Annotated in this window: 13 protein-coding genes and 3 tRNA genes; 12 read left to right on the forward strand and 4 right to left on the reverse strand. The window is 66.8% G+C overall.

Annotated elements, in window-relative coordinates; all coding sequences use genetic code 11:
- Nucleotide 1: 1 nt before the first annotated feature.
- The gene (locus FMQ63_RS29875) at nucleotides 2–1,498 is read right to left on the reverse strand and encodes a hypothetical protein (protein WP_216608941.1); all 1,497 of its coding nucleotides are present in this window, start codon (nucleotides 1,496–1,498) and stop codon (nucleotides 2–4) included.
- A 37-nt stretch (nucleotides 1,499–1,535) separates the two neighbouring features.
- Nucleotides 1,536–3,962 carry a glycogen-debranching protein gene (locus tag FMQ63_RS29880; RefSeq protein ID WP_225909428.1) on the reverse strand — a complete coding sequence of 809 codons (2,427 nt, stop codon included), beginning with the start codon at nucleotides 3,960–3,962 and terminating at the stop codon, nucleotides 1,536–1,538.
- 254 nt (nucleotides 3,963–4,216) lie between these two features.
- Between FMQ63_RS29880 and FMQ63_RS29885 the strand changes: the two genes are divergently transcribed.
- From FMQ63_RS29885 to FMQ63_RS29930, 10 genes are all read left to right on the forward strand, one after another.
- Nucleotides 4,217–5,305, forward strand: coding sequence for an ABC transporter ATP-binding protein (locus FMQ63_RS29885; protein ID WP_011555342.1), 1,089 nt, complete (start codon nucleotides 4,217–4,219; stop codon nucleotides 5,303–5,305).
- Nucleotides 5,302–7,482, forward strand: coding sequence for an extracellular solute-binding protein (locus tag FMQ63_RS29890; RefSeq protein WP_011555343.1), 2,181 nt, complete (start codon nucleotides 5,302–5,304; stop codon nucleotides 7,480–7,482). Before FMQ63_RS29885 ends, FMQ63_RS29890 begins: the two co-directional genes overlap by 4 nt.
- Nucleotides 7,479–8,327 carry a sugar ABC transporter permease gene (locus FMQ63_RS29895; protein WP_011555344.1) on the forward strand — a complete coding sequence of 283 codons (849 nt, stop codon included), beginning with the start codon at nucleotides 7,479–7,481 and terminating at the stop codon, nucleotides 8,325–8,327. The genes FMQ63_RS29890 and FMQ63_RS29895 overlap by 4 nt, the downstream gene beginning before the upstream one ends.
- 5 nt (nucleotides 8,328–8,332) lie before the next feature.
- A complete protein-coding gene (locus FMQ63_RS29900) occupies nucleotides 8,333–11,224 on the forward strand; it encodes an IPT/TIG domain-containing protein (RefSeq protein WP_225909429.1) in 2,892 nt (963 codons plus the stop codon).
- Nucleotides 11,225–11,370: 146 nt separating this feature from the next.
- Nucleotides 11,371–11,442 (forward strand) — tRNA-Val (locus FMQ63_RS29905).
- Nucleotides 11,443–11,457: 15 nt separating this feature from the next.
- Nucleotides 11,458–11,534 (forward strand) — tRNA-Asp (locus tag FMQ63_RS29910).
- A gap of 89 nt (nucleotides 11,535–11,623) precedes the next feature.
- Nucleotides 11,624–11,697: transfer RNA gene (locus tag FMQ63_RS29915), tRNA-Asp, on the forward strand.
- 160 nt (nucleotides 11,698–11,857) lie between these two features.
- Nucleotides 11,858–12,199, forward strand: coding sequence for a hypothetical protein (locus FMQ63_RS29920; RefSeq protein ID WP_020477800.1), 342 nt, complete (start codon nucleotides 11,858–11,860; stop codon nucleotides 12,197–12,199).
- Between the two features lie 144 nt (nucleotides 12,200–12,343).
- Complete coding sequence (locus FMQ63_RS29925; RefSeq protein WP_011555347.1) at nucleotides 12,344–12,796, forward strand: GNAT family N-acetyltransferase; 453 nt, start codon at nucleotides 12,344–12,346, stop codon at nucleotides 12,794–12,796.
- Nucleotides 12,797–12,974: 178 nt separating this feature from the next.
- Nucleotides 12,975–14,060, forward strand: coding sequence for an MBL fold metallo-hydrolase (locus FMQ63_RS29930; protein ID WP_043611520.1), 1,086 nt, complete (start codon nucleotides 12,975–12,977; stop codon nucleotides 14,058–14,060).
- Between the two features lie 229 nt (nucleotides 14,061–14,289).
- On the opposite strand, the gene FMQ63_RS29935 is transcribed toward FMQ63_RS29930, so the two are convergent.
- A complete protein-coding gene (locus tag FMQ63_RS29935; RefSeq protein WP_020477801.1) occupies nucleotides 14,290–15,849 on the reverse strand; it encodes a hypothetical protein in 1,560 nt (519 codons plus the stop codon).
- Nucleotides 15,850–16,117: 268 nt separating this feature from the next.
- Nucleotides 16,118–16,252: a hypothetical protein gene (locus FMQ63_RS38480; protein WP_255508193.1), complete on the reverse strand. Its 135-nt coding sequence runs from the start codon at nucleotides 16,250–16,252 to the stop codon at nucleotides 16,118–16,120.
- Between the two features lie 274 nt (nucleotides 16,253–16,526).
- Between FMQ63_RS38480 and FMQ63_RS29940 the strand changes: the two genes are divergently transcribed.
- Nucleotides 16,527–17,660, forward strand: a complete 1,134-nt coding sequence (locus FMQ63_RS29940; protein ID WP_011555351.1) for an NAD-dependent epimerase/dehydratase family protein — start codon at nucleotides 16,527–16,529, stop codon at nucleotides 17,658–17,660.
- Between the two features lie 244 nt (nucleotides 17,661–17,904).
- Nucleotides 17,905–18,171, forward strand: coding sequence for a hypothetical protein (locus FMQ63_RS29945; protein ID WP_011555352.1), 267 nt, complete (start codon nucleotides 17,905–17,907; stop codon nucleotides 18,169–18,171).
- The last annotated feature ends 172 nt before the right edge of the window (nucleotides 18,172–18,343 follow it).

The raw sequence follows: 18,343 nt of genomic DNA on the forward strand, positions 1-18,343 counted from the left end.
GTCAGAACCATCCTTCGGCCTCGATCGCGACCACCGAGTGCCAGTGACGCTCGGGGCCGACGTAAACGTTGTACTGGTCCAGGCTGTCCACGAAGGAGTTGCCGAACGCCGCATGTTGGGTGGAGCGCTGGAGCCCGTACAGCAGCCGCAGACTGGGGCGCGCGTAGATGCTGCGGCCCGTGGGGTTGAGCACCACACCGGCCTTGAACTGCCAGGTGTCGCGCGTGTCGCTGTCACCGAACTCCAGGCCGCGCGCGTCCGCCATGCCGTCGGTGCTGGTGAACACCGAGTCCACATGGTTGCGGTAGAGATTGCCGTTCAGGCTCTTCTCGCGCGCGACGCTGCTCTCCACCAGGAGGTGAACCTTGTCGGTGAGGAAGTACTGGAGGCGGAGCACCGTGGAGGCGATGACGCGGTTGTCCTCACCCGCGGCGATCTTGTTGTCCTTGTTGAACGAGTAGCCAGCCCACACGCCCCAGAGCGCCTCCAGCTTGTCGGGGATGATGCGCAGGTAGGCCTCGTTGCCGAGGTTGCCGTCGTAGCGCTCGTCGGTCTGGTCCGTGACGTACACGGTCCAGTCCCGGCCCCGGAAGTTCTCCGTGTAGAAGGGCTGCGGATGGCGCTTCTCGAACGTCAGGTACAGGTTGCTCCACACCAGCGGCCCCACCCCGCCGAAGCCCACGTAGCCCATGGCCCGGTACGACAGCGCGCTGCGCGCCTTGAGGTCCGGGACCAGGTCCTCCGCGCCCGGGTTGGCCTCGAAGTAGCGCCGCACCACCTCGCGCCGCGCGAAGTTCTCGTAGCTGGTCCCGGGCGACGCGTAGAGCGCGTTCCGGTTGCCGCGCACCGCGGGCTCGTAGCCCACCTGGCCGCGGATACCCACCTCCAGGTGGCCGGGAATCAACCGGTAGCGGAACGACGCGGCGCCCGTCAGCACCGTGTTGTAGTTGTTCGGGCGCAGCGTGTAGCCGCTGTCCCCCACCGCCAGCAGGACGTCGTAGCGGTCGCCCTGGTACGTGCCGGACAGGCCCACCGTGTCCCAGAGCAGCGTGCCGGGACGCTGGTCATAGATGTGCAGGTCGTTCCAGCGGTCCTCGAGCGTGCCGAGCTGCCACGTCACCCGGTCCAGCAGGATGTTGCCGGCGCGGACGAAGAGGTAGTCAGCGCTGAAGTTCACCAGTGAGCCATTACCGGGGTCCGCCGAACGAAACGACCTGCCAGAGATACGGGAGTGGACCTCGGCCCACACCTCGTCGGTCCCCGGCGTGGCCTGCAACGCGTCCAGACGGAGGTTGAGCTCACCGTAAGGGCTTTCGTTGAGGAGCCGACCGTAGAGCCAGTAATAGCCCAGTTGGCCCGAGCCGCCCGCGAAGTCCGGGCGGGTCATGATGCGGAAGTAACCCGCGGCCCCGAAGCGATCGCGAGGCGCATCGGCCAGGGCAATGAGTGGCAGGAACGTCAACAGGATGGCGCCGAGGCGCGCAGGCAGGACTCGCATGGGCGGGCCCCGCTTATAGCGCAACCTGCTTGCCTGCCTACTCCGCACGCAGGACGACGATGGTTCTTTCCGGCATCCCGTACGTCGGACCGTTCACTGGTGACGGTGCATCAAGCCACGAGTTACCCGTGGACCGGCTATCCAGGCCCGCCGTCGTGAGATAGGCGGAGCTGTCGAAGTACGCCTGCGTGTCGATGAGCCGCGTCCACTTGCGGCCTTCGGGCAGCGTGAACGTCACCGCGCGGGGCTCCATGTTGATGAGCACCAGCAACTCCGGCCCGTAGGACGCGTCGTGATAGTGAATCATCAACTGCTTGCTGTCCCACGCCGCCTCCGTGTTCTGCGCGCTCTTCCAGGCCAGCGGCGCGCCCTTGCCGTAGTCCTTCGGAGCGAAGGCATAGGCATGCTCCTTGCGCAGGCGGATGGCAGCCTTCACGAACTCGAACATGCGGTGACGTTCGTCGCGCGCCAGGTACGTACCCCACTGGTACCAGTTGAAGGGGTTGTCGGACAGCGTGGAGTAGGCGTTGTTGTTCCCCAACTGCGTGCGCATCCACTCGTCGCCGCCCAGGATCATCGGCGTGCCGTGGCTGATCATCATCGACATGAAGGCATTGCGAATCATCTGCCGCCGCATGCTCTCCGCGCGCTCGTCGCCAATCGGCCCCCAGTTGCGGGAACGGTTGTGCTCCTCGCCGCTGACCTTGTCGCAGAAGGGACTGTTCGGTGTGTCACAGCACACCGGGTTCAGCGGACCGCAGCGGTTCTGCTTCTCGTCGTACGCGAACAGGTCGTACATGGTGAAGCCGTCGTGCACGGTGATGAAGTTCATGGAGTGATACGGGCGGCGGCCATTGCGCTCGAACCACTCCTGGCTGCCGTACATCAGGAAGCCGCCGTCCACGGTGCCAGGCCGGCCGCACAGCGAACCCTCGTTGGAGTTGAGCTTCCAACCATCCTGGTTCATGAACGCGCGCCACCAGTCGCGGAAGCGGCCGTTCCACTCGTACCAGCCATTGCCCGGCTGCGTCTTGGCGTTGGGGAACTCGCCCAGCGGCATGCAGTACCAGCCGCCCGCGCTCCACGGCTCGGCCATGATGCGGGTGTTGTACTTCTGGAGCACCGGGTCGTCGATGACGTCCTGGAGCACGGTGTTGCGCGGGTCATCCCAGCGGTTGTAGTCGCCGTCCCGCTCACCCAGGATGGGCGCCAGGTCGAAGCGGAAACCATCCACGTGGAGCTCTTCCACGTAGAAGCGCAGGCTGTCGATGATGAGCTTGCGCGTGGGCCGGTGGTTGGGGCGCGTCTGGTTACCGACGCCAGTGTTGTTCCAATACGTGCGGCGGTCCGGGTTGAGCGCGTAGTACGCTTGGTTGTCGATGCCGCGGAACGAATAGAGGCCAGCCGTCTCCGCGGGGTCCAGGGACTCCAGCGGCTCGCCGGGCATGACGTCATCCGTCTCCAGCTTCTCGCGCCAGAGGCCACCCTCGCCGGTGTGGTTGTAGACGACGTCGATAATCACCTCGATGCCGTGCTTGTGGAGTTGCTCCACCATCCACTTGAACTCGTTGATGACCTGGTGCGGCTCCTTGAAGGCCGCATAGGACAGCTCGGGCGCGAAGAAGTTGATGGTCTGGTAGCCCCAGTAGCCACCGTCCAGCGGCTTCTCGTGGATGGGCAGCAGCTCCACCGCGGTGATGCCCAGCTCGGCCAGGTAGGCCGCCTTCTCACCGAAGCCGCGGTAGGTACCCGGGAAGCGCACACCGCTTGCGGGGTCCGCCGTGAAGCCCTTGGCGTGAACCTCGTAGACGATGAGGTCCTGCCAGCCGTGCCCCTGCCAGTTCTCGTCCTGGCGGTTGGCGCGCCACTGCTGCTCCACCTCGCCCCACTGGTAGTCGCCGCTCTTGACGAGCACGCTCTTGGCGGAGGCCGCGTAAGTCACCTGCGTGCGGGCCGGACCGCTGGCCGTGCTGCCCTTGCTCCAGTCGTGGTCGCGGTGCAGGGCCTTGGAGTACGGGTCCGTGAGCAGTTTGTTCGGATTGAAGCGGTTGCCGTAGACGTCCGCGTCCGCCTTGAAGCCGTGGATGGACCCGGGGAACCACCGCGGGTCGAACTCCCAGTTGGGCCCCCATGCGCGGAAGCCGTAGTGCTGTCCCACGCCTACGCCTTCCACGTAGACGCTCCACACGTCGCCATAGCGTGTCATCTCATAGGCGCGTGCCGGGCGGTTGCTCTCCGGGTCCTCGAAGAGCAGCAGCTCCAGCCGGGTGGCGTTCTCCGAGTACAGGGCGAAGTTCACGCCCTTGTCCACGTAGGTGGGGCCGATCTGGCGAAGGGACTCGATGTCGTCCACCGAGTAGCTCGGGGCCCGAGCAGCACTGTGGTACAGCCGGACGTAGTCGCTCTCGCTACAGCCAGTGATGAACAGGGCGGTGGACAGCGCCGCGCCCACGAGGCGGGACATTCTGTGAGTGCGCATCAGGTAGGCTGACCTCGAGGTCCGGACATGACTCGGCCCGGCAATCAAACTCCGTTTCCATAACAAGCGCCTTCCATGCCTGACAAGGCAGGGCCCGGGTTTCCAATCGGGAACAGACCTTCGTTCACTGGCGCACGCGACGGGAGGATGCAGCGCAAGCAACCAAGGAGGTTTGAGGAAACAAGAAGCGTCCGGGTAAGGTGCGCGACCGTCTTCCCATCAATTTCTCCGAGCACGACTTGTCCGAAGTCACCCTGAGCGGGATCAAGAAGTCGTTTGGCCAGAACCTCATCGTGAAGGGCGTGGACCTTCAGGTGGGTGAAGGTGAATTCCTGGTGATGGTCGGCCCGTCTGGCTGCGGGAAGACGACCTTGCTGCGACTCATCGCAGGCCTGGAACAGGTGGACGCGGGCGAGGTGCGCATTGGCGGCGCCCGGGTGAACGACGTTCCGCCTCGTGACCGCGACGTGGCGATGGTGTTCCAATCCTATGCGCTCTACCCGCACATGACGGTGCGGGAGAATCTGGCCTTCGGCCTGACGCTCCGGAAGTTCCCCGCCGCGGAGATTGCGTCGCGCGTGCAGGAGGTGGCCGGAATGTTGGAGCTGAACCAGCTCCTGGAGCGCAAGCCCAAGGCCCTGTCCGGCGGCCAACGCCAGCGCGTGGCCATGGGGCGAGCCATCGTCCGCCGCCCCAAGGTCTTCCTCTTCGACGAGCCCCTCTCCAACCTGGACACCGCGCTCCGGGTCCAGATGCGCGGCGAGCTGGCGCGGCTGCACCGCCGGCTGGGCGCGACGATGATCTACGTCACCCACGACCAGGTGGAGGCCATGACGCTGGCCACCCGCGTGGCCGTCTTCAATGGCGGGCTCCTCCAGCAGGTGGGCCCGCCGCTGGAGCTCTACAACCGCCCCGCCAACCAGTTCGTCGCGGGGTTCCTCGGCTCCCCGTCCATGAACTTCCTGGAGGCGCGGCGAGAGGGGGCTCAGTTTACCGGCAAGGGCTTCACCCTGCCCTGTCCGGCGGACGTGACCGCGGAGGAAGCCACGGTGCTGCTGGGCCTGCGTCCCCAGGATTTGCGCGTGGAGTCCCAGGGGCCCCTCACCGGCACCGTGGACGCCGTGGAGCGACTGGGCTTCGACGGGTACGCCTTCGTCAAAACGGAAGCCGGACTGGTGGCGGCTCGCTTCGACAAGGGCGTGAACGTCTCGGTGGGTGACAAGGTGCACCTGGCCCCCGTGGCGGACGCGCTGCACGTCTTCTCCAAGGACGGCGCGAAGGCGCTGCGCCATCCGGAGCAGCGCGCCGCGCTGGAGATCGCGTCGTGAGCCGGTGGCTCGGCCTGGCGCTGCTCGCCACGGCGCTGAGCGCGCACGCGGCGCCTGCGGCGGAGAAGCCGCTGAAGCTGTGGCACGCGTACCGCGGCGGCGAGGAGATGGCGCTCGTCCAGGCCACGGAGCTCTTCACCTCGAAGACGGGCGTCCAGGTGGAGCTGCTCGCCCTGCCCTACGACGCCTACGCTGCCAAGCTGACCAACGCCATTCCCCATGGCGTGGGCCCGGACGTCTTCATCTTCAACCACGAGCGGCTGCTCAACTTCCACGCGATGCACCTGGTGGCTCCCGCCAGTGGCCTGGCGCGCGAGGACTACTTCCCCAACGCCGTGGAGGCGCTGGAGGTGGATGGCCAGGTGTACGGCTATCCCATGTCGCTCAAGTCGCTAGCGCTCTACGTCAATACGAAGCTCGTGCCCCAGCCGCCAGAGACGACGGACGCGCTGCTGGCGATGCTGCCCGCGCTGTCGGACGCGGACGCGGGCCGCTTCGGGCTGGCCTACGAGAGCGGCGACTTCTACTTCCACGCGGGGTTCCTCTTCGGCTTCGGCGGCGAGCTGTTCGATGCAAACGGCCGCGCGAGCTTCGACACACAGGGGATGGCCCGTTCCCTGGCCTTTGTGAAGGACCTGCAGGACCAGCGCTTCATTCCCCAGGAGGCATCGGGCGCGCTGGTGAAGAGCCTCTTCAACGACGGCCGTGCCGCCATGATCATCAGCGGGCCGTGGTTCGCTGGGGAGATTGCCCCCCAGGTGGACTACCGCGTGGTGGGGCTGCCGGCGGTGAGCACCACGAACATCCCCATCCGCCCCTTCCTGGGCGTGGAGACGGCCTACGTATCCGCGCGCTCCGAGCGAGCGGAGCAGGCCCAGGCGCTGGCGCGCTTCATCTCCCTGGGCGAGGCCTCTCGCGTGCGAGCCATGGTGGGCCGGCAGATTCCGGCGGACGTGGCCGCGTACACGCTGAAGGAGGTGCGGGAGGACACGCTCATCTCCTCCTTCCGCGAGGCGGCCCGCCACGCCACGCCCATGCCCAACACGCTGGAGATGGCGCGCGTCTGGGAGCCCATGAAGCTGGCGCTGCGCGCGGTGCTCCAGGGCGGCACCGCGCCCCAGGACGCCGGCGCGCTGGCGGACCGGCGCTACCGCGCGCTGCACCGCGAGCGCCCTCCCGACGCCAGCCCTCTGCCCTGGCTGGGATTGGTGGGCGCCATGGCGCTGGGCGGCTCCGTCTGGGTCCTGCGGCGCCCGGCGGCGACGCTGCCTTTCAAGCAGCGGTACCCTGACGTGGCGCAGGCGGTGGCGTACATCACCCCCGCGGCGACTGGCGTGGCGCTGCTGGTGTTCGTCCCCTTCGCGGTGGGTCTCAGCCTGTCGCTGTTCCACCACGAGGCGGGGGGATACGCCTTCGTGGGCCTGGCCAACTTCGTGGATATCCTGGCCAGCCGCGGCTACAGCATCACCGAGCCCCTCTCCTTCTATTTCACGCTGGCCGTGACGCTACTGTGGGCGGTGGTCAACGTGGTGCTCCACGTCAGCATCGGCCTGTTCCTGGCGCTGCTGTTGAAGGATCCGCTGCTGAAGCTGCGGGGTGTCTACCGGGTGCTGCTCATCATCCCCTGGGCCGTGCCCAACTACATCACCGCGCTCATGTGGAAGGGCATGTTCCACCGGCAGTTCGGCGCCATCAACGGCCTGCTGGTCGCCCTGGACCTGGAGCCGGTGAGCTGGTTCACGCGCTTCTCCACAGCCTTCGCGGCCAACGTGGTCACCAACACCTGGCTGGGGTTTCCCTTCATGATGGTGGTGGCGCTGGGCGCGCTCCAGTCCATCCCCCAGGAGCTCTACGAAGCCGCGGAGGTGGACGGCGCGAGCAAGTGGACGCAGTTCCGCCGCATCACCCTGCCGCTGCTGAGGCCCGCCATGCTGCCCGCCGTCATCTTGGGCAGCGTGTGGACCTTCAACATGTTCAACATCATCTACCTGGTGTCCGGCGGGGAGCCGGGCGGCGGCACCGACATCCTGGTGTCCGAGGCCTACCGTTGGGCCTTCCAGCGCAACGAGCAGTACGGCTTCGCGGCGGCGTACTCGGTCCTCATCTTCGTGGTGCTGCTGGTCTGGTCCGCCTTCACCAGGCGATTGATGCGGTCGTCCTCGGAGGTGATGGGATGAACCGCCCCTCGCGCATGAAGATGGCCGCCATCCACGCCGGACTGACGCTGCTGTGCATGGCCACGCTCTACCCGGTGCTCTGGGTGGTGAAGATGGCGCTGTCGCCCACGGACGGGCTGGCGCTCACCGCCAACCCCTTCCCCGAAACCGTCACGCTGGAGCACTTCCGGCAGGTGCTCTCCGGCACGGACGCGGCGGGGCGGTGGGTGTTCGGCCGGCAGCTCCTGGCGAGCATCGTCGTGGCGGGCGCCACCACGCTGGTGGGCCTGACGCTGGCAGTGTCCGCGGCCTACGCGCTGTCGCGCTTCCGCTTCCCCGGCAAGGAAGGCGGGATGCAGGCGCTGCTGGTGACGCAGATGTTCCCGGCGACGCTGATGATGGTGCCCATCTACAGCATCCTCCAGAAGCTGCACCTGCTGGACAGCCTCACGGGGCTCGTCCTCGTCTACGCCACCACCGCCCTGCCCTTCTGCATCTGGAACCTCAAGGGCTACTTCGACACGCTGCCGCGCGAGTTGGAGGAAGCGGCGGTGATGGACGGCGCCTCCACCTTCCAGGTGTTCGTGCGCGTGGTGCTCCCGCTGGCCCGGCCCGCGCTGGCCGTGACGGCGCTCTTCTCCTTCATGACGGCGTGGAACGAGTTCATCCTCGCCGCCACGCTGCTCAACGACCCGTCCCGCTTCACCCTGCCCGTCGCGCTCCAGCGCTTCGTCGGCGAGCACAAGGTGGAGTGGGGCAAGTTCGCCGCGGGCGCGCTCATCGTCTCCGCGCCGGTCATGGCGTTGTTCTTCGCGCTTCAGAAACACCTCGTCGGCGGTTTGACCGCTGGCGGCGTCAAGGGGTGATGTCGATGTCGTCTCGCTGTCTCCGTGCCCTCGTCCTCGTCCTGCCTCTGCTGGTCGTCGCTTGTGATGGCGACTCAGACGGAGGACCTGCTCCCAGCGACAACGCGCCCGTCGTGCGGGAGGTCCAGCCCTCGGGCGGTCCCGTCTCGGGCCACACCCTCATCAACGTCTACGGCGCCGGCTTCAAGGAAGGCGCGAAGCTCTACTTCGGCCAGCAAGAGGCCCTGCGGGTGGTGGTGGTCAACACCCACCGCATCTACGGCTACACCCCCACCGCCACCTCCGGCCTGGTGGACGTGCGCGTGGTGAACCCGGACAGCGCTCACGGCACCCTGGTGGGCGGCTTCACGTTCGAAGGCGCGCCGGTGGCGACCATCGAACAGGCCGAAGTGCTCAACGGCAACGTGGACGCGGTCAGCAACGGCCAGCCGGTGGGCACCACCGTGCGCGGCGCCGTCACCGTGGCCGGCATCACCCGTGGCACCGGTCAGGGCGGCGGCACCCGCGCGCAGGTGGGCTTCGCCCTGGCGGACGCGGAGCTGCTCAACCCGGACAGCTACACCTGGGAAGAGGCCAGCTACGAGGGTGACTCGGGCAGCCGCGAGGCGGACATCTACCAGGGCACCGTGCTGCTCCAGCCGACCATCGGCGGTGAGCGCCGTGAGTGGGTCGTCACCATGCGCTTCTCCATCGACAACGGCGCCACGTGGGTGATGGCAGACGGCGATGGCAGCGCCAACGGCGTGTCGGAGGACATGCTTCGTCGGGTATTCATCTCCCGGCCGCGCGTGGACTACTGCAAGCTGGGCCCCGACAACAACCTCGGGCCGGTCAACGTCTTCTACCGGCCGGGCGACATCACGCGCGTGAAGGTGGCCGGTCAGGTGTACGCGGCGGGCGTCACCCAGGGCGGTGGCGCGGGCTCGGGCCTGGTGGCGCAGCTCGGCTACGGTCCGGCGGACTCGGACCCGCGCAGCGACAGCGGCTGGACGTGGGTGAACGCCACGTACAAGACGGACCACGGCAACAACGACGAGTGGGAGGCCGACCTGCCCAACCCGGGCACCGTGGGCACCTGGCGCGTCGCCTACCGCTTCAGCATCAGCGAGAACGTGTGGCGCTTCTGCGACGCGGACGGCGTCAACGACAGCGACGAGGGCAACCTGACCTTCAGCCTGTCCAAGCTGGGCACGCTCACCGTGGGCGACGAGGCGCCGAAGCCGGCGGTGACGTGGTGCAAGATTGGCCTCGACCGGACGGCGCCGGAGGCCATCAACTACACGACGACACAGACGTCGGGCCTGAAGACGGTGTACGCCCAGGTCAACCTGCCGGGCGTGACGGACCGCGAAGGCGCAGGGCCTGGCCTGGCGGGCCAGCTCGGCTGGGGTCCCGTGGGCGAGGACCCGCGCACCTCGTCACGATGGAACTGGTCGACCCAGTTGACCTTCGACCAGGACAACTTCGAGGTGAACGACCAGTGGAAGGGCACGCTGCCCAACCCGGCCATCAACGGCGAGTACCGCTACGCGGTGCGCTTCAACCACGACGGTGGCCCCATCCGTGTGTGCGACGGCAACGGCGTGGACGACGGCGGTCAGAACTTCGAGATGGACCAGCTCGGCACGCTCAACGTGACGGGCCAGCCCGTCATCCCGCGCGTCATTGGTTACTGCAAGCTGGGGCCGAATGAGAACAACACGCCGCAGTCGCTGGCGTACACCACCGGGGATGCGGCCAGCCACGTCATCATCGCGTCCGTCAACGTGGCGGGCCTCACCAACACCACCACGGGCGAAGTCGCGGCCATCGTGGGCCAACTCGGCTGGGGACCCGCCGGTGAGGCTCCGGCCACGTCAGACGAGTGGGACTGGACCACGACGGCCCAGTTCAAGGGCGACTTCTGGGACAACGACGAGTACGAGGCCACGTTGCCCAACCCAGGCGTGGTGGGCAGCTACCGATTCGCCTACCGCTTCCAGGTGAACGGCGGCGAGTTCCTCTACTGCGACGCGGACGGCAACAGCAGCGGCCCGGACGGATTCAACGCGGACCTGACGGGCAGCCTGGCGGTGAGCGAGGCCCCGGATCCCGAGCCGACTGACAGCTACTGCCGTCTGCAGAGCGTGAGCGACACGACGGTGGGCAGCGGCGACATCGTCACCGTGGTGGGCCGGGTGCACATCCCGAGCGTCACCGCGGGCGAGGGGTCGGGCGCCAACGTCCAGGTGCAGGTGGGCGTAGGCGCCGCGGACACCAACGCATCCACCCAGGCGGACGCGTTCACATGGAAGGCCGCGGAGTACACCAGCGAGGCCGCCGGTGAGGCGGACACGGATGAGTTCTCCACCACCGTGACGCCGGCCTACACCGGCGACCGCGCCGTCAGCCTGCGCTACACCACGGACGGCACCACGTGGACGTACTGCGACAAGGACGGCAGCAACGTGGGTGGGTACACGCTGGGCCAGCAACACGCCCTCACGGTGGGTAACCACGCGGAGATTGAGTACTGCAAGCTCCAGCACCCATTCGAAATCGCGGTGGACGCCATTGACGGTGCTCGGACCGTTTACGGTCGGCTGTACCACGGAGGCGTCACCCCTGGAGGTGGCCAAGGCGCTGGCGTCGTCGCGGAACTCGGCTACGGCCCCGCAAGCAGCGACCCGGGTATCTCGGGCTGGACGTGGGTGGCTGCCAGCTACAACGGTGACTCGGGCGGCGATGACGAATACGCCGCGAACCTGCCGGAGGGCGTGCCTGTTGGGACGTCCTACACGTACCGATACTCCTACAACGGTGGACCGTACTGCTTCGGCGATTGGCAACCTGGCGGCGAACCAGGTGGCTCAGCCAACGGCGTGTCGCCGAACACTCTAGGCACGGTCATCCCGTAGCCACATGGCCAGTCCACTGGCCGCCCGGATGCCCACCGGGGCCCGGGCGGCCTTGCGGAATGATCGGACCAGCTGAAGCGTATGCTTGACAGTGTCGGATGAGGCCGATAAAAGCCCGCCTCACCGAAGCGCGGCGGACGCCTGACGGGCGGATAGCTCAGCGGTAGAGCGGCGCCCTTACAAGGCGATGGTCACAGGTTCAATCCCTGTTCCGCCCACTGATGTACCGATGTGGGGAGTTAGTTCAGTTGGTTAGAACGCCGGCCTGTCACGCCGGAGGCCACGGGTTCAAGTCCCGTACTCCTCGCCACTAAGAAGGGCCCGGAATCGCAAGGTTCCGGGCCCTTCGCCTTTTAGTGAGAGGCTCGGGTTTTGCCCCTGCCGCTCGCAGCCCCATCTGGGGAGTTAGTTCAGTTGGTTAGAACGCCGGCCTGTCACGCCGGAGGCCACGGGTTCAAGTCCCGTACTCCTCGCTAGAAAGCCCAGCAATCCTCCGGGGTTGCTGGGCTTTTCTTTTTCCTCTGTCCCCCTATGTGGCCTCAGTGTGCCGCTCCGGCACCGTTGGCCGGAGCGGCGTGGCGCTGGACGTCGCGGGCAAGGCGGCGGCATCCTCCGCGGACCTGCGCAGTCGACGTGCTCGTGGACGGGGTCCCCACCGGGCCCCAGGACGTGATGGTCCAGTGCGCCCAGAAGGCCGAGGCCCTGCAGGCGCCCCTGAAGCGGGGCGACGTGGAGCTCCGGTTCCAGGAGGGCCAGTGGAAGGCCTACGACGCGGCGAAGGCCCACCTCTCCAAGGGGCGCAAGAGCGAGGCGCTCGCGCAGCTCAACGATTGCATCGCGGAGGGGCGCATCCTCGAGAACCGGTACCCCGACTTCAAGGAGCAGAAGTTCGACATCGGCGGCACCAGCATGAGCATGTTGGAGCTGCTCCAGGCCTGCGCGAAGGAGCGCAAGGCGCTGCAGCCTTCCCCTTGAGCCTTCCTGCTTCGCCCCGAAGCCCGTCGCGTCCCAGAGGATTGGAGCGCCGGGGCGGGCGGAGTGGTGGGCCCGAACCTCGAGGTCGCGCGGTCCCCTTGAGAGGGACACCGCGCGGCACAGACTGGACGGAGCTTTTCCAGGATGATCCTCCGCAACGTCACGGATGAAGACCTTCCCATCTTCTTCGAACACCAGCGCGACCCAGAAGCGCAGCGCATGGCCGCATTTGCATCGCGGGAACGCGATGCGTTCATGACCCACTGGCGCACAAACGTTCTCCGCCCTGAGAACGTCACCCGCACCATCGTGATGGGCGGTGTGGTCGTTGGGCACATCGGCAGTTGGGAACAGGATGCCATGCGCCTCGTCGGCTACTGGATGGGTCGCGAGCATTGGGGCAAGGGCATCGCCACTCGGGCCCTCTCCGAGTTTCTCGTGCTCGAGCCCACCCGGCCACTTCATGCGTGGGTCGCTCTCAACAACCTCGCGTCGATCCGCGTCCTCGAGAAGTGTGGCTTCCACACCCTGCGCAACGAGAACCCGCATCACCCGGATGGCGTTGCCGAAGTCCTGATGAGGCTGGGTTCGACGTAGTGCGTGTGGCTCGGGCTTCGATGACCTCGGGCCCAGATTCCGGCGCTTCATCATGCTCGCCAAGAGGGCGGCACTGACGGTGGGCTGGACCTTTCGTTCAGCTCAGTGATCGAATCATGGGCAGGTGCAGGGGTGGGCGACCAACCGAACATGGAGCTGCGATAGAGAGGGGCGGAGCATGCAGGTACTCGGAAGCAAGGCGCAGGGAGCCCGGCTCGAACGCATGAAGGCGTCACCGCGCTTCAAGGACGGGATGTTCCACAACACATCCCTGGTGACTCAGGGGCTGAAGAAGGGCACCGCTGTCTCGACGATGAAGGAGTTCATCTGTGGCGGTCAGCGGCGGGTGCCGACTGGCGTGCTGCCCATCGTCAATCCGCTCGAGCAGTGGCTGCTCCCGGTGCAGGGCGGGCTCCGCGCGACGTGGCTCGGTCATTCCACCGTCCTGCTTGAGGTCGATGGGAAGCGCGTGTTGACTGACCCCGTGTGGGGAGAGCGCATCTCCCCACTTCCCTTCACGGGGCCGAAGCGGTTTCACCCCGCGCCGGTGACAATCGGTCAGCTTCCTCCGCTCCACGCGGTCGTCATCTCGCACGACCACTACGATCACCTCGACTACCCGACCATCCTTCAACTCATCCCGCTCGGGGTTCCGTTCGTCACCTCACTCGGGGTGGGTGCGCATCTGGAGGCGTGGGGCGTGCCTCCCGAGCGCATCACCGAGCTCGACTGGTGGGAGTCTGCGGAGGTCGGTGGCCTTACCTTCACCGCCGCACCATCACAGCACTTCTCGGGTCGCAGCGTGGCCGATAGGAACCGGACGGCGTGGTCGTCGATTGTGGTGCGCGGTCCGCATCACGCCGTCTTCTTCAGCGGCGACACGGGCCTGACCCAGGAGTACGTCGAGATCCGGCAGAGGCTGGGACCGTTCGACCTCATCATGCTCGAGGTCGGCGCGTGGGACCCGGCGTGGGGAGATATTCACCTCGGACCGGAGAATGCGTTGCAAGCGCACGACCTGTTGGGCGGTGGCGCCTTCTTGCCGGTCCATTGGGGCACGTTCAATCTCGCAATCCATTCCTGGGACGAACCTGCGGAGACGCTCGTGAAGCTCGCCCCAACGAATGCGCCGCTGATCATGCCTCGGCTCGGGCAGCCGATCGAGCCGCTCCAGGTGCAGTCGATCGACCCATGGTGGCGCGAGGTCGATCAAACCGAGACGGAACCGGCGCCGGCGGAGGCGGTGACGGAACCCTCCGACTGACGAATCAGCGCGAAGCGCGCGACAGCACGACTGGCCGGTGTCGAAGGATGCGGCATCCGAACAGAGCCAGAGCGCCGCGGCCGCGGCCTCGGCCTCGGCCTCGGTGGCCCTACCGATGCGCCCCATCCGAATGCGGGCTCATCGCCTCCAGATTCGGAGAACAGCGCGATGAGCTGCTCCACGATTCGGGCGAACTCTGGCGCGCAATGCGGGGTGAGCAGATCACGGCCTACTGTGCCAGTGACTCACGGCGGCGGAAGACGGAGATGTCCGTCGGAGCGTCCTTCACCCAATCGTAGTCAGGCGACTGACGCAGCAGTTCGATGAGCTGCCGGTCGCCAATCTTCCAGCCCCCCGCATCCGCGAACGAGCACTCCTTCTGCACATAGCAGTGGTTCACGTTGACGAAGATGAGCTTGGGACGCCGAGCCAGGACGTATTCCGGGTCCATCTTCACGTCGATTCCGCGCTGAAGCGACGGAAGGTGCGCGATGTGTGTGTCGTTGAGCCCGAGCATGTCGAGGGTGGGCCGCCCCGTCGCATAGGGCACGCGCCCCGCCCAGGGGACTGCAATGACATCCGTGGGCTGCGTGTGCTCGAGGATCCACGCCGGGAGGGGACCGTGGGGTTCGTCGGTGAATTGAGCCAGCTTGGTCTTGAGCAAGCCTTGTCGGGAGTCACCACCGGCCGGGACCGAGGCCTTGAGCAACTGCAGCCCGTCCTCCGCCCAGGCCAGGGAGATCAACGCGGCGACGCCGACCGCGCACGCGCGCGGCGAGAGCTTCGTCCAATGGCGGCTCGCGCCCGCCACCAACATCACCGTCGCCATCCAAAGCAGAGGGAGCACGGGGAGAACCAACCGCACCGACGGAAAGGCGGAGCGGTCATCGCCTCCCACCCAGACGATGTAGAGCACGTAGACAAGGCAGGCCCCGCCAAGATGAAGCGCCAGTTGCAGGCTCCGCCGGGCGGAGGGGTCTTCCTCCCGCGTCGGCGTTGCCACCCAGGCGAGCGCGCCCAACGAGACGGGCGCGGCGAGATACGGCGCCCACGCGAGCACGAGGTAGTAGACGCCCAGCGGAAGGTTCAGGAGCCGATTGCCGGAGTGCTTCGCGTAGTACGTGTTTGGGAAGAGCCACCCGTAGTGCTGCAGCCGCCACATGAAGTACGTGAGCCAGATTGCGAAGAAGGGCGCGACGAAGAACAGGAGCGTTCGACGTGAAATCCTTCCGTCCTCAGCGCTCCGTCGAAGAGAAAGCCCCGACGCGGCGATGAGTCCAAAGAGCATGACCCCTTCGGGCCGGGTGATGGCGGCGAGACCGAAGAGCGTGGAGGAGGCCATCAGCCACAGGGGGCGCGGGTTGCCAGCGAACTCGCGCAGGGCGAGGCCCGTGCTCGCGAACGCGAGGGCCGTGAAGAACACGGTCTCCATCCCTGTCTGCGTGTAGTAGGCGAGCGGCGTACACAACGCGACGAGCGTCGCGAGGACCGCACGCCAGGGCCTCTCTTGAATCGGATGAGCGCCACTCAGCGTGAGCACGATGATGGCGCCGGCAGCCGCGATGGAGAGCAGCTTCGAAGCCAGGAGTGGCGACCCACCGAGTGCGATGGGGATGGCATTGAGGACAACCCACAAGAACGATGTGTAGCCCTCGACTGGCGGCTGCTCACCGACGTTCCAGGCAATCCCATGCCCACCGGCGAGATGCTTCGCATAGCGGTAGGTGATGAAGGAGTCGTCCAGGCCGCCGCCCGTCAAGAGCAGGCAAGCGAGCAGGAAGATCGCCATCAACGCCACACCTAGGAGCACGGTACCGGCCCAGGCGAGGCGGTGCTCCGAGGAGGAGCCGGGCACACGTCGAGAGTCGAGCTCCACGCAGTTGAATCCCGTCTGGAAACAAGCTGAGGCGCGAAGCGCCACTTCCTACCAACCGTACCACGTCGGATCACAGCCATGAGCTTGGGAGCGGTGCGCTTCGGCTGAGCCCTCGATGACAGGCGAGCTCACCGACCCGGCGTGAAACAAAGCGATGGGCACACGGCCGCCCTCCCCTGCCCTACTCCTTCGCGAACACCGCCACCTGGCGCTCGGCGCCGGAGAACGGCAACCGGTACGCCCGCGAGGACACGACGCGCAGTTGCCGCTCCGCTGCGCGCGCCGCCGCCTTGATGAACGCGACCTTCTTCCCCACCGTGTCCACCAACGTGACGCCCAGCGACTGGCATCTCAGTCACCCGTGAAGGCGCGCGCGAGCGCCGTGCCTACTCGTAGCGTGGGTCGTCGGACACGCTGCGCATGGACTGCCGCACGACAATGCAGCCGGCGGCGCCGCAGCCCTGATGCCGGTTGCCGCCCCCCGGGGGCGGCCGTTCGGTTTCCGGCCGCTCCGGGCCCCATGTCGCGTCGCACATGCATCCCGTTTTGGATATGCTGAGAACTCCGGCCGACTCTCCAGGAATCATTGGATGACCACCACCCGTCGTGACCTGCTCAAGTTCGGTGCGCTCGCTGCTGCCTCCGCCGCCCTGCCGGGTTGGGCCAAGCCGTCCAAGCCCATCAAACGCGCGGCGAAACCGCTGAACATCCTGATCCTCGGCGGCACCGGTTTCACCGGACCGTTCCAGGTCAACTACGCACTGGCGCGCGGGCACAAGGTGACGCTGTTCAACCGCGGCAAGCGCCCGTCACCGGAATGGCCGAGCGCGGTCGAGCAGCTGTTCGGAGACCGCAATACCGGCGACCTCAAGTCGCTGCAAGGTCGCAAGTGGGATGTGTGCATCGACAACCCCACCAGCCTGCCGTTCTGGGTGCGCGATGCCGGCAAGGTGCTCAAGGGCAACGTCGGGCATTACCTCTTCATCTCGACGATTTCCGTCTATGCCGACGGCAGCAAGCAGGGCATCACCGAGGACGCGCCGCTGGCGGTGTATGAGGGCAAGGACGCGATGGCCGAAACGCAGGACTCACTGAGAGCGGACATCGAGCACCTGTACGGCCCGCTCAAGGCGTTGAGCGAGGCCGAAGCGCACAAGCAGTTCGGCAAGCGCGTCACCATCGTCCGGCCTGGCTACATCGTCGGCCCGCGCGACGAAACCGATCGCTTCACTTACTGGCCGCACCGCGTGGCGCAGGGCGGCGAGATGCTCGTGCCCGGCGATGGCTCCGACCCGATGCAGATCATCGACGGCCGCGACCTGGGCGAGTGGATGATCCGCCTTGCTGAAACGGGCACGCTTGGCACGTTCAACGCTGTTGGCCCGGCGAAACCGCTGAGCACCACGGCCATGCTGAAAGGCTGCGAGCGGGTCACCGGCAAGAAGCCGACGTACACGCATGTGTCGCCGGAATTCCTTGAGGAGAAGAAGGTCGAGCTGCCGATCTGGGTGTCGTCAAAGAGCGGGCCCTATGCGGGCTACGGGGCGGTCAGCAATACCCGGGCGATGGCGGCCGGGCTCACTTACCGCCCCTTCGACACCACGGTGACCGATCTGCTTGCGTGGTTCCGCAGCCAGCCGGCCGAGCGCCAGGCGACGCTGCGTGCCGGCATTACGCGGGAGCAGGAAGCGGCGCTGCTGAAGGAGTGGCACGCCAAGCTCTGAAGCACGGGGTGGTGGCGCATGCGCATAGAGGGATGGGGGCCCCCCAATGAGCAAGGCCCCCGTCACGGACGGTCGGACGCTCTGCTCACCGCGAGGGCCTGGCCCCGGGCAATGCGCCTACCTTCGAAGTGGATGATGTGTCGGCGGAGGCTCCTCTGCGACGGGTCATTCTGACTCCAAGGAGGGTTGAGCTCACCCCACACGGTCAGGTAGACGACAGATCCCCCTTTGATTCGGAGGAACCTTGTTCAAGTCGATGATCCTGGCGGTTGCGGTGTTGGGGCTGACGGCATGTGGCAGCGATGACTCGGAGCAGAGCGCCGAGTGCAAGAAGTACCTGGCCTGCATCAAGGCCACGACCCCCGAGTTTCAGGCCACCGCCGAAGTGACCTACGGCGCCGACGGTTCCTGCTGGAACTCCGACGAGACGGCCAGGGTCTGCACTGCCGCGTGCACCGACGGCCTGACGCAGCTCCGGGGCCACCACCCCGACGAGTCCGCCTGCAAGTAGGACGGAGCCCTGTAAGGGCACACTGGCCGCGCACACGTTGCGCGGCCAGGTGCAGGACTTCAGCCCAGCAGCGTGAACGTCTCGCGGGCAATCACCATCCGCTGCACCTCGCTGGTGCCCAAGTAGAACGCATAAGAGGGATGGGGGCCCTGTTGAGGGGGAGGGAGGGTGC

It is taken from the genome of Myxococcus sp. CA005 (genome assembly GCF_006518205.1).
GTDB lineage: Bacteria > Myxococcota > Myxococcia > Myxococcales > Myxococcaceae > Myxococcus > Myxococcus xanthus.